Origin of the sequence: Janthinobacterium sp. TND4EL3 (assembly GCF_900156175.1) — a bacterium.
GTDB lineage: Bacteria > Pseudomonadota > Gammaproteobacteria > Burkholderiales > Burkholderiaceae_D > Janthinobacterium.
This window is the reverse complement of record NZ_FTMV01000010.1, coordinates 18748-35307: the sequence shown is the minus strand read 5'-3', so window position 1 is coordinate 35307 and position 16560 is coordinate 18748. Positions and strand designations below refer to the sequence as shown.

Genomic DNA, 16560 nt, shown 5'->3' with positions numbered 1-16560 from the left:
TAAAAATAGTTATTGACGAATGGTACGGTAAATCACCGGATTAGCCGCCAGCGCCACGGTGCTGATGTCATACGCTTGCTGGATTTCCCTGACGGCTTGCTGTGCCGCCGCTTCCGTGCGCGCGTGGACCATGGCCAGCGGCTGGCCAACGGCCACCTGCTCGCCCAGGCCCACGAGGTCTGTCAGACCGACGGCGAAATCGATGCTGTCCGTCGGACGGCGGCGGCCACCGCCCAGAGCCACCACGGCCAGGCCGATGGCGCGGCAATCGCGCACGTTGGCAAAGCCGGCCGACAACGCCGGCGCCGGCACGACGAACGGCGCCTGTTCCAGGTGTTTATCAGGATGCTCGACCAGATCGGCCGGGCCGCCCAGGGCGGACACCATGCGCGCAAAGCGCTCGGCCGCCGCGCCCGAATCGAGGGCCGCGATCAGTTTCACGCGCGCTTCCTCTTCGGTGGCGGCCAGGCCTCCCAGCACCAGCATCTCGGCGCACAGCGCCAGGGTCACTTCATGCAGGCGTGCGGGACGCGAACGGCCCGTCAGGTAATCCATGGCGCCGCGCACTTCCAGCGCATTGCCGGCGTACGGCGCCAGCGACTCGTTCATGTCCGTCAGAATCGCCGACGTCTGCATGCCCGCTCCATTGCCCACGGCGACGATGCTCTCGGCCAGTTCCACCGACTTGTCGTAGGTCGGCATGAAGGCGCCCGTGCCCACTTTCACGTCCATCACCAGCGCATCCAGGCCCGCCGACAGTTTCTTCGACAGGATGGAACCGGTGATCATGGCCACCGATTCCACCGTGGCGGTGACGTCTCGGATGCTATAGAAGCGCTTGTCGGCCGGCGCCAGCTGCGCCGTCTGGCCGATGATGGCCACGCCAACGTCCTTGACGACTTTACGGAACAGAGCATTGTCCGGCACCGTGCAATAGCCTGGAATGGCGTCGAACTTGTCCAGCGTGCCGCCCGTGTGGCCCAGGCCGCGGCCCGAGATCATCGGCACGTAGCCGCCGCACGCGGCGACCATGGGGCCCAGCAGCAGGGAAACCACGTCGCCCACGCCGCCCGTCGAATGCTTGTCGACGATGGGACCCGGCAGGTTCAGCGAGCGCCAGTCCAGCACCTGGCCGGAATCGCGCATGGCCAGGGTGAACGCCACGCGCTCGTCCATGTTCATGTCGTTGAAATAGACGGCCATGCCTAGCGCCGCGATCTGTCCTTCGCTGACGCTGCCGTCAGTGATGCCGCGCACGAAAAACTGGATTTCCTCGGCGCTCAGGACGCCCTTGTCGCGCTTCTTGCGGATGATTTCCTGGGTTAAAAACATGAATTAACTCCGATCATAATAGACTGGGGTCAGTCCCTACGGTTCTGACCCCAGCTTTGCAACTCCAGTTGTCAATCAGACGCCGTAAGGAATCCACACGTTTTTCACTTGCGACGCATGCGCCAGCACGGCACGGCCGCCGCTTTGGGCGGCGCTGTACCAGTCGCGGCCCTTCGCGCCGCCGACCCAGGTGCGCTTCAGGGTGCCAGCCGACAGGCGCTCGACTTCCGCGCAACCGTCGGCGGAGCCGTCATGGCGCCAGACGGCGTCGATGTCGGCGTGCGTGGCCAGCGTGCGCGCCAGTTCATCGGCGTTGCCGCTGATGATGTTGACGACGCCGCCAGGCAGGTCGGACGTGTCGAACACCTGGTACAGGTCCAGCGCGGACAGCGGATGCGCTTCCGACGGCACCACCACCACGCGGTTGCCCAGCGCGATGGCCGGCGCCACCAGCGAGATGAAGCCGAGCAAAGGCGCTTCATTCGGGCAGACGATGCCGATCACGCCGACCGCTTCATTGAGCGCCACGGTGATGCCCTTGGTGGGCGGCTGGTGCGCCAGGCCGTCGTATTTGTCGGCCCAGGCGGCATAGTAGAACAGGCGTTCGATCGATGCCTGCACTTCCTTCTCGGGATTCTTACTGCCCGTCATGGCGGCGATGCGGGCGGCGAATTCGTCGGCGCGCGCTGCCAGGTTTTCGGCGATGTAGTACAGCACTTGCGCGCGGTTGTGCGCCGTGGCGCTGGTCCAGCCGGACGCCTTATGGGCCGCTTCGACGGCGTTGCGGATATCCTTGCGGCTGCCCACGCCCACTTCGGCCAGCAGGGCGCCGTTGGCGCCGAACACGGGCGCGCTGTAGGCGCTGTCAGGGCGTGCCTGCTTGCCGCCGATGTACATCTTGGCCGTGCGGTCGATGGCGAAGGGGTCGGCTGCCGCCGGCTTCGCGTTGGCCTTGGCTTTCGCTTCCACCACCGGCAGGGCCGGACGCGCATCTTCGGCCAGGGCCGTCATGTACTCCAGCATGCCTTCGCGGCCGCCTTCGCGCCCAAAGCCCGATTCGCGGTAGCCGCCGAAGCCGCAGGCGGCATCGAACTGGTTGGCGCTGTTGATCCACACCACGCCAGCCTTGATGGCGGGCGCGATATCGAGGGCCAGGCTGATCGACTCGGTCCACACGCTGGCGGCCAGGCCGTACACCGTGTTGTTCGCCAACTGCACCGCTTCAGGCGGCGTGCGGAAGCTCATGGCCACCAGCACGGGGCCGAAGATTTCAGCCTGTGCCACGGCAGCCGAGGTCGACGCGCCCGTGATCAGGGTCGGCGGGAACCACGAACCGTCAGCCGGCAATTCGCATGCCGGCTGCCACACGTCGCAGCCTTCGGCCTTGGCCGAATCGACGAGCGCGGCGATGCGCTGGCGCTGCACGGGATCGACCAGCGCGCCCACGTCCATTGATTTGTCCAGGGGCGAACCGAGGCGCAGGTTTTCCATGCGGGCGCGCACCTTGTTCAGGAAGCGCTCCTGGACCGATTCCTGTACCAGCAGGCGCGAGCCGGCGCAGCACACTTGTCCCTGGTTGAACCAGATCGAATCGACCAGGCCTTCCACGGCACCGTCCAGGTCCGCGTCTTCGAAGACGATGAACGGCGACTTGCCGCCCAATTCGAGGGACAGCTTCTTGCCGCTGCCGGCCGTCGCTACGCGGATCAAACGGCCTACTTCGGTCGAACCCGTAAAGGCGATCTTGTCGACGCCAGGATGGTTGACGATGGCCGAACCCACGCGGCCGTCGCCGGTGACGATATTGACCACGCCGGCCGGCACGCCCGCCTGCACGCACAATTCGGCGAACAGCATGGCGGTCAGCGACGTGAATTCGGCCGGCTTGAAGACGACCGTGTTACCGGCCGCCAGGGCCGGGGCGATTTTCCACGACAGCATCAGCAGGGGGAAATTCCACGGCACGATCTGGCCCACCACGCCCACGGCGCGGTAGTCGGCGAATTCTTCCGATTGCAGCTGCGCCCAGCCGGCGTGATGGTAGAAATGGCGCGCGGCCAGCGGCAGGTCGATATCGCGCGTTTCGCGGATGGTCTTGCCGTTGTCCAGGGTTTCGAGCACGGCGAACAGGCGTGCATGCTTTTGCAGTAAGCGGGCCAGCGCGTACATGACTTTCGCGCGGCCATGGCCGCCCATGCCTTGCCAGACCGGCAACGCGCGGCGCGCCGCGTCCACGGCCCGTTCCACGTCCGCATCGGCGGCTTGCGTCAGCTCGGCCAGCTGCGTGCCGTCGGCAGGATTGGTCGAGGCGAACAGCTCGGCCGGCTCGCTCCAGGCGTTGTCGATGAACAGGCCGAATGTGCGCTGGTGGCCGTCGAGCCACGCCTGCGCTTCTTTTTGACTTTCGGGAGCAGGGCCGTAGTCCATAGTAGTGAGAATCTCGTTAATTGTAGGCATGACGATTGTTCTTTAAGGTTGTGCGTGACGATGATTGGCCGAGTAGCTGCCGGTGACGTAGTGCTCGAGCTGGCGCTCGATGTCGGTCAGCAGGCTGGAAGCGCCGATGCGGAACAGGTGCGGCTGCAGCCATTCATTGCCCAGTTCTTCCTTCATCAGGGTCAGGTATTGCAGCGCGCTCTTGGCCGAGCTGACGCCGCCGGCCGGCTTGAAGCCCACCTGGAAACCCGTCTGCTCGTGGTATTCGCGGATCGTGCGCACCATCGTCAGGGCCACGGGGATGGTGGCGTTCACGCCTTCCTTGCCGGTGGAGGTCTTGATGAAATCGGCGCCCGCCATCATGCACACCCACGACGCCTTGGCCACGTTTTCCATGGTCAGCAAGTCGCCCGTGGCGAGAATCGCCTTCACGTGCGCTTCGCCGCACGCCTTGCGATAAGCCAGCATTTCGTCGTACAGCACTTGCCAGTTGCCGTTCAGGACGTGCTGGCGCGTGATGACGATATCGATCTCGGAAGCGCCGGCGGCGACCGAGAGTTCGATTTCGCGCAGCTTCGTTTCCATGCTCGTCAGGCCGGCCGGGAAACCCGTCGATACGGCGGCGATGGGCAGGCGGCCCTGGATGACTTTCACGGCAGGTTGAATCATCTCGTGGTACACGCACACGGCGCCGGTGCTCAGCTGCGTCAAGCCCAGCGCGTCCATCAGGTCGGCGCGCAGCGGGCGCATGGCCTTCATGCACAGGCGTTCCACGCGGCCCGGCGTATCGTCGCCGCCCAGGGTGGTCAGGTCGATCATCTGGATGGCTTTCACCAGCCAGGCGGCCTGGTATTCCTTTTTCACCGTACGGCGGTTCGCCAGGCTGGCCGCGCGGCGGTCCGTCGCGGCGCGGTTGACGCGGATCTGGTTGATCCAGCCCAGGTCGAGGCCAACGGCCTCGTTACGCTTGAATTCGGGGTGCATGAGTGTCATAACAAGCTGGTTCCATTAGCAAGTGGTGGTACGCCAAGGTGCTTGGCGAGGGTTTGGCCAATATCGGAGAACGTCTCGGAAATGCCCAGTGCGCGCGGGGCGACGCCGGGACCGAAGAAGATCATCGGAATGTGTTCGCGGGTGTGGTCGGAGCCGTGCCAGGTGGGGTCGCAGCCATGGTCGGCGGTGATCACGACCAGGTCGCCTTCCTTGAGCTTGGCCATGAATTCCGGCAGGCGACCATCCATTTCGCGCAGCGCGTCGGCATAGCCTTCGACGTTGCGGCGGTGGCCGAACGCCTGGTCGAAATCGACGAAGTTCACGAAAGTGAGCGACTTGTCCTGCACTTCATCGGCCGTCTTCAGCAGCGCTTCGAACAGCGCCATGTTGTCGACGCCCTTCACGACTCTGGAAATGCCCTGGGTGGCGAAAATGTCGCTGATCTTGCCCAGGCCGACGACTTCGCCGCCTGCGTTCTTCACGTGGTCGAGCAGGGTCGGCGCTGGCGGCGCCACCGCATAGTCGTGGCGGTTGGACGTGCGCGTGTAATTGCCATTGCTGCCCGTGAACGGGCGGGCGATGACGCGGCCGATGTTGTACGGCTCGACCAGCTTGAAGGCCATTTCGCACACTTCGTACAGGCGTTCGAGGCCGAACGATTCTTCGTGCGCGGCGATCTGCATCACCGAGTCTCCAGAGGTATAGATAATCAGCTTGCCGGTGGCGACGTGCTCGTCGCCATGCTTGTTGATGATGTCCGTGCCCGAGGCATGGCAATCGCCGAGGAAGCCCGGCACGCCGGACAGGGCTTTCAGCTTGTCGGTCAGGTCGGCCGGGAACGACGGCGTGGTGCGGGGAAAATATCCCCAGTCGAATTCGACGGGCACGCCGGCGATTTCCCAGTGGCCGCTCTGCGTGTCCTTGCCGGTGGAGCGCTCGCGCGCCGCGCCGTAGGCACCGGTAAAACCGTCGCGCTGGTCGAAGCCCGTGGCCCATTCGCCGCTGGCCAGGTGGGCGGCGGCGCCCAAGCCCAGGCGTTCCATGTTCGGGAGTTTCAAGGTCTTGCCGCTTTTGGCGACAGTGCTGGCAATGTGGCCAAAGGTATTGGCACCTGCGTCGCCATACTTGGCGGCGTCTGGCGTCGCGCCAAGGCCGAAGGAATCAAGCAGGAGGATAAATGCGCGTGACATGATAAGGCTCGCTTTATGGAGTGATGCAAAGATGATGCGGACAGTGTAGGCCGGTCTTTCGCGGCCTGCCGCGCGGCAGCGCCGGTGGCCGGCGCGCCGCTACTGCGTAAAAAAGTGCTTAGGCTTGCGGCGTAGCCGATACGGTCGCCAGGAATGCCAGGATCAGCTTGACCAGGTCTTTTGCGCCGATGGCCGCGTATTTCAGGGTTTGTTCGTGCGACAGGGCGAATGGCGACATGCCTTCGGCCAGGTTGGTGATGACGGACACGCCCACCACTTTCAGGTCGCAATGACGGGCCGACACCACTTCCGGCACCACGGACATGCCGACCGTGTCGGCGCCCAAGCGGGCCATCATGCGGATTTCGGCGGCCGTCTCGAAGTTCGGGCCTGGGTAGGCGACGAACACGCCTTCGTGCAGGGTGATGCCATTCGAGGCTGCCGTGTCCTTGACCAGCTGGCGCAGATCCGCATCGTAGGCGTTGGCCATGCTGAAGAAGCGCGGGCCGAAGCGATCGTCGTTCGGGCCGACCATCGGCGTGCCTGGCAGCAGGTTGATATGGTCGCTGATGGCGACCAGGCTGCCGGCATCCACTTCTGGGCGCAGGGAACCGGCGGCGTTGGTGACGAACAGCATTTCGCAGCCCAGCAGTTTCAAGGTGCGGATGGCGCTCGTCATCACGCCCATGCCATAGCCTTCATAGAAATGGCCACGGCCCTTCATGCAGACGACGGCGACGCCAGACAGGGTACCGACCACCAGTTCGCCGGCATGGCCGTGCACGGTGCTGATCGGGAAACCTGGCAATTCGTCAAAGCTGATGCTGACGGCGTCCGTCATCTGCTCGGCCAACACGCCCAGGCCGGAGCCGAGGATCATCGCCACGCGCGGCTTGAAATTTTCAGGAGCGCGGGCACGGATGATTTCGGCGGCGTGGAAAGGGGCGTTGTTCGACATGGTTATCCTCGTAATGACTAATGATGATGGTTGCTGCCTGCGCGGCGGCAAGGTGCCGCAGCCCAGGTATCGGGTATGTATGGGTGTTGCTGGACTATCCAGATGCTATTGCCTCTATTTGCCGCCACTATGCATCAAACGGAATATGTATGGCAAATACCATTTTTCTTGCCCATTTATACAATTCAAATATAAATGGCCGATATTATAGTCGAGGCTAGCCCAGGCCAGCCATGCCCGGGAAATCCATGCATACAAGCTCCATACGAAGGTTTTTTAACCCTGCTTGACACCGGCTTGACATCGCAAAGACAAATGTTTAAAGTCACGAACAAATGTTTAACCCTTCAGTGAAAACTTGTGACCGATACCAATAAAAAAGACCAGCTATATGCGCTGATCCGCAACAACCCCTTCATCTCGCAGCAAGACCTGGCGAGCGAGCTGGGCTTGTCGCGCTCGGCCGTCGCCGGCCACATCGCCGGATTGATCCGCGAGCGGCGCCTGCTGGGACGCGCCTACGTGCTGCCCGACAGCCGCCCCGTGCTGTGCATAGGCGCCGCCAACCTCGACCGCAAGATGCGCACCCTGGCCACCCTGCAGATGGGTACCTCGAATCCCGTGCGTTCGGAAGAAGTGTTTGGCGGCGTGGGCCGCAACATCGCGGAAAACCTGGCCCGATTGTCGATTCCCGTGGCCCTGCTGACGGCGCTGGGCGACGATGCGGCCGGCCACGCGCTGCAGACGCACGCGGAAGACGCGGGCATCGACATGCGCGGTAGCTTGCATTTGAGCAATACCAGCAGCGGCACCTACACGGCCGTGCTCGACGAACATGGCGAAATGCTGCTGGCGATGGCCAACATGCAGCTGTACGAACAGCTGACACCGGCCTTTTTGCACAGCCGCCAGCCGCAGCGCGCGGCCGCCGCCCTGACCGTCTGCGACCTGAACCTGGGCCACGACAGCGTGCAGGCACTGCTGGCCGACGCGCGCCAGGACGCGGCCCGCGCGACGCCGCTCGTCATCGTCGCCGTCTCGCAGCCAAAGATGGCGCACCTGCCGCAAGACCTGACGGGCTTGCATCTGCTGATCCTCAACCGGGGCGAGCTGGAAACGCGCGTGGCGCGGGCCTTGCCCACGGCATTCGAGGTGCGCGCCGCCTGCCGTGAAGTGCAGCGGCAGGGCGCGCGCCAGGTGATCGTCACCTGCGGCGGCGAAGGCGTGTACTTCACGGATGGCGACGGCGTAGACGCGCCTGTCGAGCACCTGGCCGCGCGCGAAGTGGACGCCGTCGACGTGACGGGCGCCGGCGACGCGTTTTCCGCCGCCGTCTGCTGGTCGCTGTACCACGACAGCAGCGATTTGAAACTGGCATGCCGGCGCGGCCTGAAGCTGGCGGCCATGACCCTGGAGTCGGCTGCCACCGTCTCGCCCCTGATTTCGGCCGGCGCCCTCGACGACATTGACGACGCCGACCTGGCGCCCCCTCCCCCTACCCTCTTTCAACAGGATTGACACATGACGCAACTCAATAACTTCCTCTCGTTCTCGCAAGAAGTGCTCGACGCGCGCGCCGCCGGCAAGGCCATCGTGGCGCTGGAATCGACCATCATTTCGCACGGCATGCCGTATCCGCAAAACGTGGAAATGGCGCGCGAAGTGGAACAGATCATCCGCGATGGCGGCGCCGTGCCGGCCACCATCGCCATCATCGGCGGCAAGATCTGCGTGGGCCTGTCGCCGGAGCAGCTGGAATTGCTGGGCACCTCGCCCGACGCCATGAAGGTCAGCCGCCGCGACCTGCCGTTCGTCTTGTCGCAGCGCAAACTGGGTGCCACCACCGTGGCCGCCACCATGATCTGCGCGGAAATGGCAGGCATTGCCGTGTTCGTCACGGGCGGTATCGGCGGCGTGCACCGCGGCGCGGAAACGAGCTTCGACATTTCGGCCGACTTGCAGGAATTGGCGCACACGTCCGTGGCCGTCGTCTGCGCGGGCGTCAAGTCCATCCTCGACATCGGCCTGACCCTGGAATACCTGGAAACCCATGGCGTGCCCGTCATCAGCGTGGGCCAGGAAGGTTTCCCCGCCTTCTTCACGCGCGAAAGCGGCTTCAAGGCCGATTTCCGCCTCGACACGGCCGCCGAGCAGGCCGCCTTCATCGGCACGAAATGGCAACTGGGCCTGAAAGGCGGCGTGATCGTCAGCAACCCCGTGCCGGCCGCGCAAGCGATGCCCAAGGAAGAAATCGATGCGATCACCACGCAAGCCTTGCAGGAAGCAGACGCGGGCGGCGTGAAGGGCAAGCAAGTCACGCCATTCCTCTTGTCGCGCATCAAGCAGCTGACGGACGGCCGCAGCCTGGCGACGAATATCGCCCTCGTCAAGCACAATGCGCAAGTCGGCACCGCGCTAGCCATTGCCATGCAGGCGGTCGTGGCACGATAATAGGACTGCTGTAAAAAAGCGCGCGGCCTTCGGGCTCGCGCGCCGTTCCCGTTTAGCATCAGGTAATGCAAGGAAAGCATGTCCATCGATCTGAAACAGTTAAAGTATTTTCTTGCCGTTGCCGAGGAGAAAAGCTTCAGCCGCGCCGCCGAGCGCCTGCATATCTCGCAGCCGCCCCTGAGCCAGCAGATCATGAAACTGGAAAGCGAACTGGGCGTACGCCTGTTTGCGCGCACCACGCGCACCTTCGAGCTGACCGTGGCGGGCAAGGCGCTGATGAACGAGGCAGCCGAGCTGCTGGCCAAGATGCGCATGACCATCGACACCATCCGCCAGATCGACCGGGGCGAAGTAGGCCGCTTGCGCGTGGGCATCGTCGGCTCGGCCATGTGGGGCCCCATCCCCAGCCTGCTGGAAGAATTCCAGACCAAATTTCCCCGCGTCAGCTGGACCATCCATGAATACGGCCCCACGGTGCAATACGAAGCACTGCGCGCCAAGCAGATCGACGTCGGTTTCTGGCGCGAACCGAAACTCAATGACGACGACTTGCGCCACGACAACCTGCGCCAGGAACTGTGCTTCCGCGAAAACGTCTGCGTGGCCGTCAATGAACACCATCCGCTGGCAAAAAACACGGCCATCGAGCTGATCGACATCGCCCACGAGCCGATGCTGACCCTGAACCTCGACAAATCCGCGTTTCCCCGCTACCTGGTGCAATGCTGCATCAACGCCGGTTTCGAACCCGTGATCTTCCAGGAAGCGAGCGAGCCGCAAACCCTGCTGGCCATGGTGGGCGCAGGCCTGGGCGTGACCCTGGTGCCGGAAACGACGAGCCGCATCGGCTGGCCCGGCGTCGTGTTTCTGCCGATCAAGACGAATCCGCCGTCGGCCAATCTGTACATCAGCTACACGACGCTCGATGACGCTCCCGTCGTGCGGGCTTTCCTGAACATCATCAATCCCCCATCAGCCTGAGAACGCGAACAAAACCTACTGCGCGTCGCGGGTCGCGGCCTCCGATGCTCACTGTGCATGCGCACAGCTCCGCTTCTCGACCACAACTCACTGCCGCTCGCTACGGTTTTGTTATGCGTTCTTAAAACCTATTTATATGCGCTACATATAAATACATAAACAAAAACGTATTTGTCATACATATCTGGCATGATGCATAGTGATTCGGACGCCCATCGCGGCGCCGGTTCCGTGCCTGCCCTGCCCGTCCCCTGACGGCGCATCCCGGCCCACTCCGGCAGCCCCATTCGATGTTGTACCTATAAAAGAGACGGGGCGCGACTGTTGCATGAGCATCACACTGTCGACATGAAAGCACGCGAGGCCAGCAATGATCTTGTGCAATACAGTGCAATGTTGATAAGGAATTATCACCTCGTGCATCAAAAACAGGCTAAATCGGCCCCAAATTATATGTTTCACCTATAAAAAATATACAATATCGATCTTCCAGGAGCCAATTCATGAAACTTACACAATTTAGTTTGACGATCGCAGCCGTATTTCTGACTGCTCAAGCGTCCGCGGCTACCCCAAAACTGGGTGTCGTGTATGACGCGGGCGGCAAGTTCGACAAGTCGTTCAACCAATCCGCTTTCGAAGGCGCTTCGCGCTTCAAAAAAGACACGGGCATTTCTTTCATCGAAGTGCAGGCATCGAGCGATACGCAAGCCGAGCAAGTCATGCGCGGCCTGGCCCGCAAGAAACTCGACATGATCGCCGCCATCGGCTTTGCGCAAACGCAAGCCGTGCAAAAGGTCGCCAAGGAATTCCCGAACGTGAAATTCGTGCTGATCGACGGCCAGGCCGCCGGCAGCAACGTCAATTCCGTCGTCTTCAAGGAAGAAGAAGGTTCCTACCTGGTCGGCGTGGCTGCGGCCATGGCCAGCAAGAGCAAGAAAGTCGGCTTCATCGGCGGCATCGATATTCCCCTGATCCGCAACTTCGCCTGCGGCTACGCGCAAGGCGTCAAGGCCGTCAATCCGAAGGCGGAAATCACGCAAAACATGGTCGGCACCACGTCCGGCGCCTGGAATGACCCGGCCAAAGGTGGCGAACTGGCCCGCTCGCAATTCGAGCGCGGCGTCGATGTCGTCTTCGCCGTCGCTGGCGGCAGCGGCATGGGCACCCTGCAAATGGCCAAGGAAAAAGGCAAGCTGGCCATCGGCGTCGATTCGAACCAGAACCATTTGTATCCAGGCAGCATCCTGACCTCGATGGTCAAGCGCGTCGACAACACCGTCTACGACAGCTTCATGCAAGTCAAGAACGGCACCTGGAAAGGTGGCGTCAGCTATAAAGGATTGAAAGAAGGCGGCGTGGATTGGGCGCTCGATGCGAACAACCGCAAGCTGATCACGCCGGAAATCGAAAAGCGCGTGTTGGGTGCGCGTAAGGACATTATCGATGGCAAGATCAAAGTGATCGATTACCGCGTCGGCAGCAGCTGCCCGGTCTAATTTTTCTCCGTATCTTTTAGCGCGCCGCCGGGGCCTGTCTCCGCGCGGCGCGTTTCCATGAAACTATCCAGTTATGAATCTATGCAGCCAGCAGTAGAATTTCGCAGCATTTCCAAGCAATTTGGACATGTGAAGGCGAACGCCGACGTCAGCTTCTCCATCGCCAAGGGCAGTATCCACGGCCTGGTGGGAGAGAACGGCGCCGGCAAATCGACCTTGATGAGCATCCTGTACGGGTATTACCGTGCCGACGGCGGAGAAATCCTGCTCGACGGAAAAGTACAGCCTATCCGCAACAGCCAGGAAGCGATCAATCTCGGCATCGGCATGGTGCACCAGCACTTCATGCTGGTCGAGAACTTCACTGTCCTCGACAATATCATGCTGGGCACGGAAGGCGGTTTTCGCCTGGCCAGCCACCGCACGGAAGCGGAAGCGAAATTGCGCGAGATTTGCGCGCGCTACCGCCTTGACGTGGACCCGCTGGCGAAGATCGAAGATTTGTCCGTCGGGGCGCAGCAGCGCGTGGAAATCCTCAAGCAGATTTACCGCAGCGCCAATATCCTGATCCTCGACGAGCCGACGGCCGTGCTGACGGCCCAGGAAACGGCCTCGCTGTTTGAAATCCTGCGCCTGTTCAAGGAGCAAGGCAAGACCATCATCCTGATCACGCACAAGCTGCAAGAGATCCTGGAAATCACCGATAACGTCACCGTCATGCGCGGCGGCACGGTGGTGGGCGCCGTGGCGACGGCCGGCACCTCGAAAGAGGAGCTGGCCAACATGATGGTCGGTCGCCCCATCCAGAGCCACTTGCCCCGTGCACCGTACAATCCGGGTGCCACGGTGCTGGAAGTCGACGGCTTGCAACTGGCTGACGCACAGCAGGTCAAATTGCTGGCCGACATAGGTTTCAATTTGCGCGCCGGCGAAATCGTCGCCATCGCGGGCGTTTCCGGCAATGGCCAGAGCGAGCTGCTGGAAATCCTGTCCGGCATGCGCTTGCCGACGTCCGGCAAGCTGCGCTTCCTGGACAAGGACTTGCCATTTGCCAAGCGCCACGATGCCGACGGCTTGCCGCTGGCCTTCCGCGAACTGGGTATCGCCCACATTCCGGAAGACCGCTTGCGCGATGGCGTGGTGAAAAATTTCTCCGTCATGCAAAACACCATCCTCGGTTACCAGGATCACCTGAAGAACCGCTGGGGCCTGTTCAACTTCAAGGCCATCGGCGCCCGCTGCGCGGAACTGCTCAAAACCTTCGACGTGCGCCCGGCCAATCCGGACCTGCGCATCGGCTTGTTGTCAGGTGGTAACCAGCAAAAGGTGGTGATCGCGCGCGAAGTGCTGGCCAAGCCGAAACTGATGCTGGTGGGCCAGCCCACGCGCGGCGTCGACATCGGCACCATCGAAAGCATCCATACGCAATTGCTGGCCCTGCGCGACGCGGGCGTGGCGATCCTGCTGGTATCCGTCGAACTGGAAGAAGTGCGGGCGCTGGCCGACCGCATTCTCGTCATGTGCGGCGGACGCATCACCGGCGAACTGAAAATTGAAGAATTCGATACCACCCGCATCGGTCTGCTGATGGGGGGAATGCATAAATCATGAATAACGACTTGCCACGCTGGGCGACAGCCTTTGTCATGCCCATGTTAAACCTGCTGTCGGCCTTGCTGGTCGCGGCCCTGGTGATTTATATGCTGGGCGAAGACCCGGCCGAATCGCTGTCCATCCTCGTCCACAGCGCCATCCTCAATCCGGAAGGCCTGAGCTACACGCTGTTCTACGCCAGCACCTTCATCTTCACGGGCCTGTCGGTTTCCGTGGCGATGCAGGCCGGGCTGTTCAATATCGGTTCCGAAGGCCAGATGTATATCGGCGGCCTGGGCCTCACCGCCGCCATGCTGGCCTTCGACCAAACACTGCCCGCCTGGCTGCTGATTCCTGCCGCCATGATCGGTGCCGCCCTGTTCGGCGCGCTGTGGGGCTTCTTGCCCGGTTACCTGCAAGCGAAGCGCGGCAGCCACATCGTCGTCACCACCATCATGTTCAACTTCATCGCCGCCAGCCTGATGAACTTCATTATCGTGAAGTACCTGATTCCGCCGGGCGAGCAGAATACGGCCAGCCGCGTGTTCGCGGAAAGCGGCGAAATGCCGCGCCTGTCCACCTGGTTCCCGTCGTTGGGCGACACTCCGCTGAACGTAAGTTTCCTGTTGGCAATTGCTGCGCTGGTGATCTACGGCGTGATGGTCTGGCGCTCGTCGTGGGGCTTCAAGCTGCGCGCCACGGGCTTGAACAAGCACGCGGCCCACTATGCGGGCGTATCGATCAGCAAGATGATCATCGTCGTCATGCTGATCTCGGGTGCGCTGGCGGGCCTGGGCGCCGTCAACTCCATCATGGGTTCGACGCATTACCTGTCGCTCAACTTCGTCGGCGGCGCCGGCTTCATCGGCATTGCCATCGCCCTGATGGGGCGCCAGCATCCGGTCGGCATCTTTTTGTCGGCAGTGCTGTTCGGCGCGCTGATCCAGGGTGGCTTCGACTTGTCGCTGGAAAAACCGAATATCCCGACGGAAACTTTCATTTTCATCCAGGGCTTGATCATCCTGTTCTGCGGCGCCATGGAAAACTTCTACGCACCGGCCATTTCCGCCCTGCTCAAGCGCAACAAAGGCTAACACCATGACACTCGACGACTTTCATTTCGCCAGCATCCTGGTTTCGACCGTGCGCAATGCGCCCGTCCTGATCTTTGCCGCCATGGCCGGCCTGTTTGCCGAACGCAGCGGCATGATCGACATCGGCCTGGAAGGCAAGATCCTGGCCAGCGCGTTTGCTTCCGCCGCCGTCGCCTACACGACGCAAAACCCCTACTACGGCATGGCTGCCGGCATGCTCGTCTGCGTCGCCCTGGCCCTGCTGCAGGCGTACGTCAGCATCACGCAAAAGGGCAACCAGCTGGTGGCCGGCATGGCGATCAACATCGCCATGAGCGGACTAACGTTTGTTCTGGCGCAATTTTTCTTCCAGCAAGGCGGCCGCACGCCCGACCTCGGCTCGGCACGCCTGTTCGACGTGGTCTTGCCGGGCACGCAGTACGTGGAACACATTCCCTTCATCGGCTGGGTGTATGCCCATCTGATCGGCGGCCATTCCATCCTCGTCTACGTGGCCTTCCTCTTGATTCCGCTCGTGCACTGGCTGCTGTACCACACGCGTTTCGGCCTGCGCCTGCGCGCCTGCGGCGAAAATCCGCATGCGGCCGACTCGGCCGGCGTGAGCGTGGAAGCGACGCGCTACCTGGCCATGCTGGTGGCCGGCATCCTGTGTTCGTTCTCGGGCGCGTATCTGGCCATCGTGCAAAGCGGCTTCTTCCTGCGCGACATGTCGGCCGGCGCCGGCTACCTGGCCCTGACGGCCATGGTGTTCGGCAACTGGCGCCCCGTCTACACCTTCCTCGGCTGCCTGATGTTCGGTTTCTTCGCCGCCATCCAGATCCAGATTGAAGGCGTGGACTTGCCCGTCGTGGGCCGCATCCCCGGCTCCTTGATCCAGATGGTGCCGTACGTCGTCACCGTGATCGTGCTGGCGGGCCTGATGGCGAAATCTGTTGCCCCGAAAGCTATCGGTATCCCATTTGTAAAATCGCGCTAGTTTCAGCCTACGCTGACAAAAAAGCGAAGCCCGCGGGCTTCGCTTTTTTTACGCCTGCGGAATCTCGTCCACCGAGAAATACACGGGTAAACCGAGATCCTGCGCCACGTCCACCATCTGGTCTGCCCCTGCCGATGCGCCGCCGATACGCAGCACGGCATCGCAGTGCGTAAGCAAACGCGTCGCGTGCGCGTGAAACAGGGTCTCGTAGACGCTGTCGCCCACGTGCGTGGAACCGGCCAGCGCCAGCATGGGCAGGGCCAGCCACTCACCGAGCACGGGCATGTGTCCCTTGGCGTACAGGGGCAGGCAGACGGCTTCCATGGCCGCCACATTTCGCCCCATCAAGCCCGGATCGTCGCCCGTGCCCGAGCGGTAGGGGCCGGCAATGAGGATTTGCAAGCCCCGTTTGCGCGGCATCAAATGCAGCTGCGCATGCTGCAGCAGCATGATGGTCTTGCCGTCGCAGATGCGTCCGTCCGCCACCATCCGCAGCGCTTGCGCCAGGGGCAATTCCAGCACCTCGATATCTTCCCCCTCGTGCGCCAGGCCACCGCCGTCGCCGATGCGGCTGGCCGGATCGTATTCGGCAACGAAGAAATGCAAACGCTCCGTCACGGAACCGGGACTCATGAAAGCCTGGAATATCTTGTGCACCTGCCCCACCCGGTAACCGGTCTCCTCTTCCACTTCGGCGCGGATGCGCTGCTCGGCGCTGGCCTCTTCCAGCAAGCCGGCCGCCGACTCGATCAGGAAACCGTCGTGGCCAGTGCGGTACGTGGGAAAGCGGAACTGGCGGATCAGGATCACCGTGCGCTTGGCTTTGTTGTACAGCAGGATGGTGGCGCCATCGCCGCGGTCATAGCTTTCCCGCGTCTGCGTCTGCCACTGGCCATCGCGGCGCAGATAGTCGAACGTGGTCTTCTGCAGCAGATACCAGTCATGCGACAGGGTTTTCACCTGCTGGATGCGGACCCGCTCCTGTCTCGAATTGTCTTCGTGCATGTCATCTCCTTGTGCTTGCCTTCGTCGACTTTATCATGCAAACTCGTGCAAT

At 62.3% G+C, this 16560-nt stretch carries 12 protein-coding genes and 1 pseudogene; 7 read left to right on the top strand and 6 right to left on the bottom strand.

Going from position 1 to position 16560, the window contains the following annotated elements; translation table 11 throughout:
- Positions 1-9: 9 nt before the first annotated feature.
- From deoA to xapA, 5 genes are all read right to left on the bottom strand, one after another.
- Positions 10-1332, bottom strand: a complete 1323-nt coding sequence (deoA, locus tag BXA07_RS16295) for a thymidine phosphorylase (RefSeq protein ID WP_076568970.1) — start codon at positions 1330-1332, stop codon at positions 10-12.
- 75 nt (positions 1333-1407) lie between these two features.
- Entirely contained in the window at positions 1408-3759 is a 2352-nt protein-coding gene (locus BXA07_RS16290; RefSeq protein ID WP_076568969.1) for an aldehyde dehydrogenase family protein, read from the bottom strand.
- Positions 3760-3801: 42 nt separating this feature from the next.
- The gene (gene deoC / locus BXA07_RS16285; protein ID WP_034785577.1) at positions 3802-4761 is read right to left on the bottom strand and encodes a deoxyribose-phosphate aldolase; all 960 of its coding nucleotides are present in this window, start codon (positions 4759-4761) and stop codon (positions 3802-3804) included.
- Complete coding sequence (locus BXA07_RS16280) at positions 4758-5951, bottom strand: phosphopentomutase (protein WP_076568968.1); 1194 nt, start codon at positions 5949-5951, stop codon at positions 4758-4760. Before BXA07_RS16280 ends, deoC begins: the two co-directional genes overlap by 4 nt.
- 118 nt (positions 5952-6069) lie before the next feature.
- Entirely contained in the window at positions 6070-6909 is an 840-nt protein-coding gene (gene xapA, locus BXA07_RS16275; protein ID WP_076568967.1) for a xanthosine phosphorylase, read from the bottom strand.
- 360 nt (positions 6910-7269) lie between these two features.
- On the opposite strand from xapA, the gene BXA07_RS16270 reads away from it, so the two are divergent.
- The 7 genes from BXA07_RS16270 to BXA07_RS16240 all read left to right on the top strand — a co-directional run bounded on the left by BXA07_RS16270 (position 7270) and on the right by BXA07_RS16240 (position 15503).
- Entirely contained in the window at positions 7270-8427 is a 1158-nt protein-coding gene (locus BXA07_RS16270; RefSeq protein WP_076568966.1) for a carbohydrate kinase, read from the top strand.
- A 3-nt stretch (positions 8428-8430) separates the two neighbouring features.
- Entirely contained in the window at positions 8431-9360 is a 930-nt protein-coding gene (locus BXA07_RS16265; RefSeq protein ID WP_076568965.1) for a pseudouridine-5'-phosphate glycosidase, read from the top strand.
- Between the two features lie 78 nt (positions 9361-9438).
- Positions 9439-10341, top strand: a complete 903-nt coding sequence (locus tag BXA07_RS16260; RefSeq protein WP_076568964.1) for a LysR family transcriptional regulator — start codon at positions 9439-9441, stop codon at positions 10339-10341.
- A 503-nt stretch (positions 10342-10844) separates the two neighbouring features.
- Positions 10845-11840, top strand: a complete 996-nt coding sequence (locus BXA07_RS16255) for a BMP family lipoprotein (RefSeq protein WP_076568963.1) — start codon at positions 10845-10847, stop codon at positions 11838-11840.
- Positions 11841-11921: 81 nt separating this feature from the next.
- Positions 11922-13451, top strand: coding sequence for an ABC transporter ATP-binding protein (locus tag BXA07_RS16250; RefSeq protein WP_076568962.1), 1530 nt, complete (start codon positions 11922-11924; stop codon positions 13449-13451).
- The gene (locus tag BXA07_RS16245; RefSeq protein WP_076568961.1) at positions 13448-14527 is read left to right on the top strand and encodes an ABC transporter permease; all 1080 of its coding nucleotides are present in this window, start codon (positions 13448-13450) and stop codon (positions 14525-14527) included. The genes BXA07_RS16250 and BXA07_RS16245 overlap by 4 nt, the downstream gene beginning before the upstream one ends.
- Before the next feature lie 4 nt (positions 14528-14531).
- Positions 14532-15503 carry an ABC transporter permease gene (locus BXA07_RS16240; RefSeq protein ID WP_076568960.1) on the top strand — a complete coding sequence of 324 codons (972 nt, stop codon included), beginning with the start codon at positions 14532-14534 and terminating at the stop codon, positions 15501-15503.
- Positions 15504-15923: 420 nt separating this feature from the next.
- Here the strand turns inward: BXA07_RS16240 and BXA07_RS31370 are convergent.
- A pseudogene (locus tag BXA07_RS31370) lies at positions 15924-16508 on the bottom strand (NUDIX domain-containing protein); the annotation flags it as partial.
- Between the last annotated feature and the right edge of the window lie 52 nt (positions 16509-16560).

Bases quoted from the DNA above. Each gene is read 5' to 3' on its own strand.
- deoA (WP_076568970.1), bottom strand. From the start codon at position 1,332: ATGTTTTTAACCCAGGAAATCATCCGCAAGAAGCGCGACAAGGGCGTC.
- BXA07_RS16290 (WP_076568969.1), bottom strand. From the start codon at position 3,759: ATGGACTACGGCCCTGCTCCCGAAAGTCAAAAAGAAGCGCAGGCGTGG.
- deoC (WP_034785577.1), bottom strand. From the start codon at position 4,761: ATGACACTCATGCACCCCGAATTCAAGCGTAACGAGGCCGTTGGCCTC.
- BXA07_RS16280 (WP_076568968.1), bottom strand. From the start codon at position 5,951: ATGTCACGCGCATTTATCCTCCTGCTTGATTCCTTCGGCCTTGGCGCG.
- xapA (WP_076568967.1), bottom strand. From the start codon at position 6,909: ATGTCGAACAACGCCCCTTTCCACGCCGCCGAAATCATCCGTGCCCGC.
- BXA07_RS16265 (WP_076568965.1), top strand. From the start codon at position 8,431: ATGACGCAACTCAATAACTTCCTCTCGTTCTCGCAAGAAGTGCTCGAC.
- BXA07_RS16260 (WP_076568964.1), top strand. From the start codon at position 9,439: ATGTCCATCGATCTGAAACAGTTAAAGTATTTTCTTGCCGTTGCCGAG.
- BXA07_RS16255 (WP_076568963.1), top strand. From the start codon at position 10,845: ATGAAACTTACACAATTTAGTTTGACGATCGCAGCCGTATTTCTGACT.
- BXA07_RS16250 (WP_076568962.1), top strand. From the start codon at position 11,922: ATGCAGCCAGCAGTAGAATTTCGCAGCATTTCCAAGCAATTTGGACAT.
- BXA07_RS16245 (WP_076568961.1), top strand. From the start codon at position 13,448: ATGAATAACGACTTGCCACGCTGGGCGACAGCCTTTGTCATGCCCATG.
- BXA07_RS16240 (WP_076568960.1), top strand. From the start codon at position 14,532: ATGACACTCGACGACTTTCATTTCGCCAGCATCCTGGTTTCGACCGTG.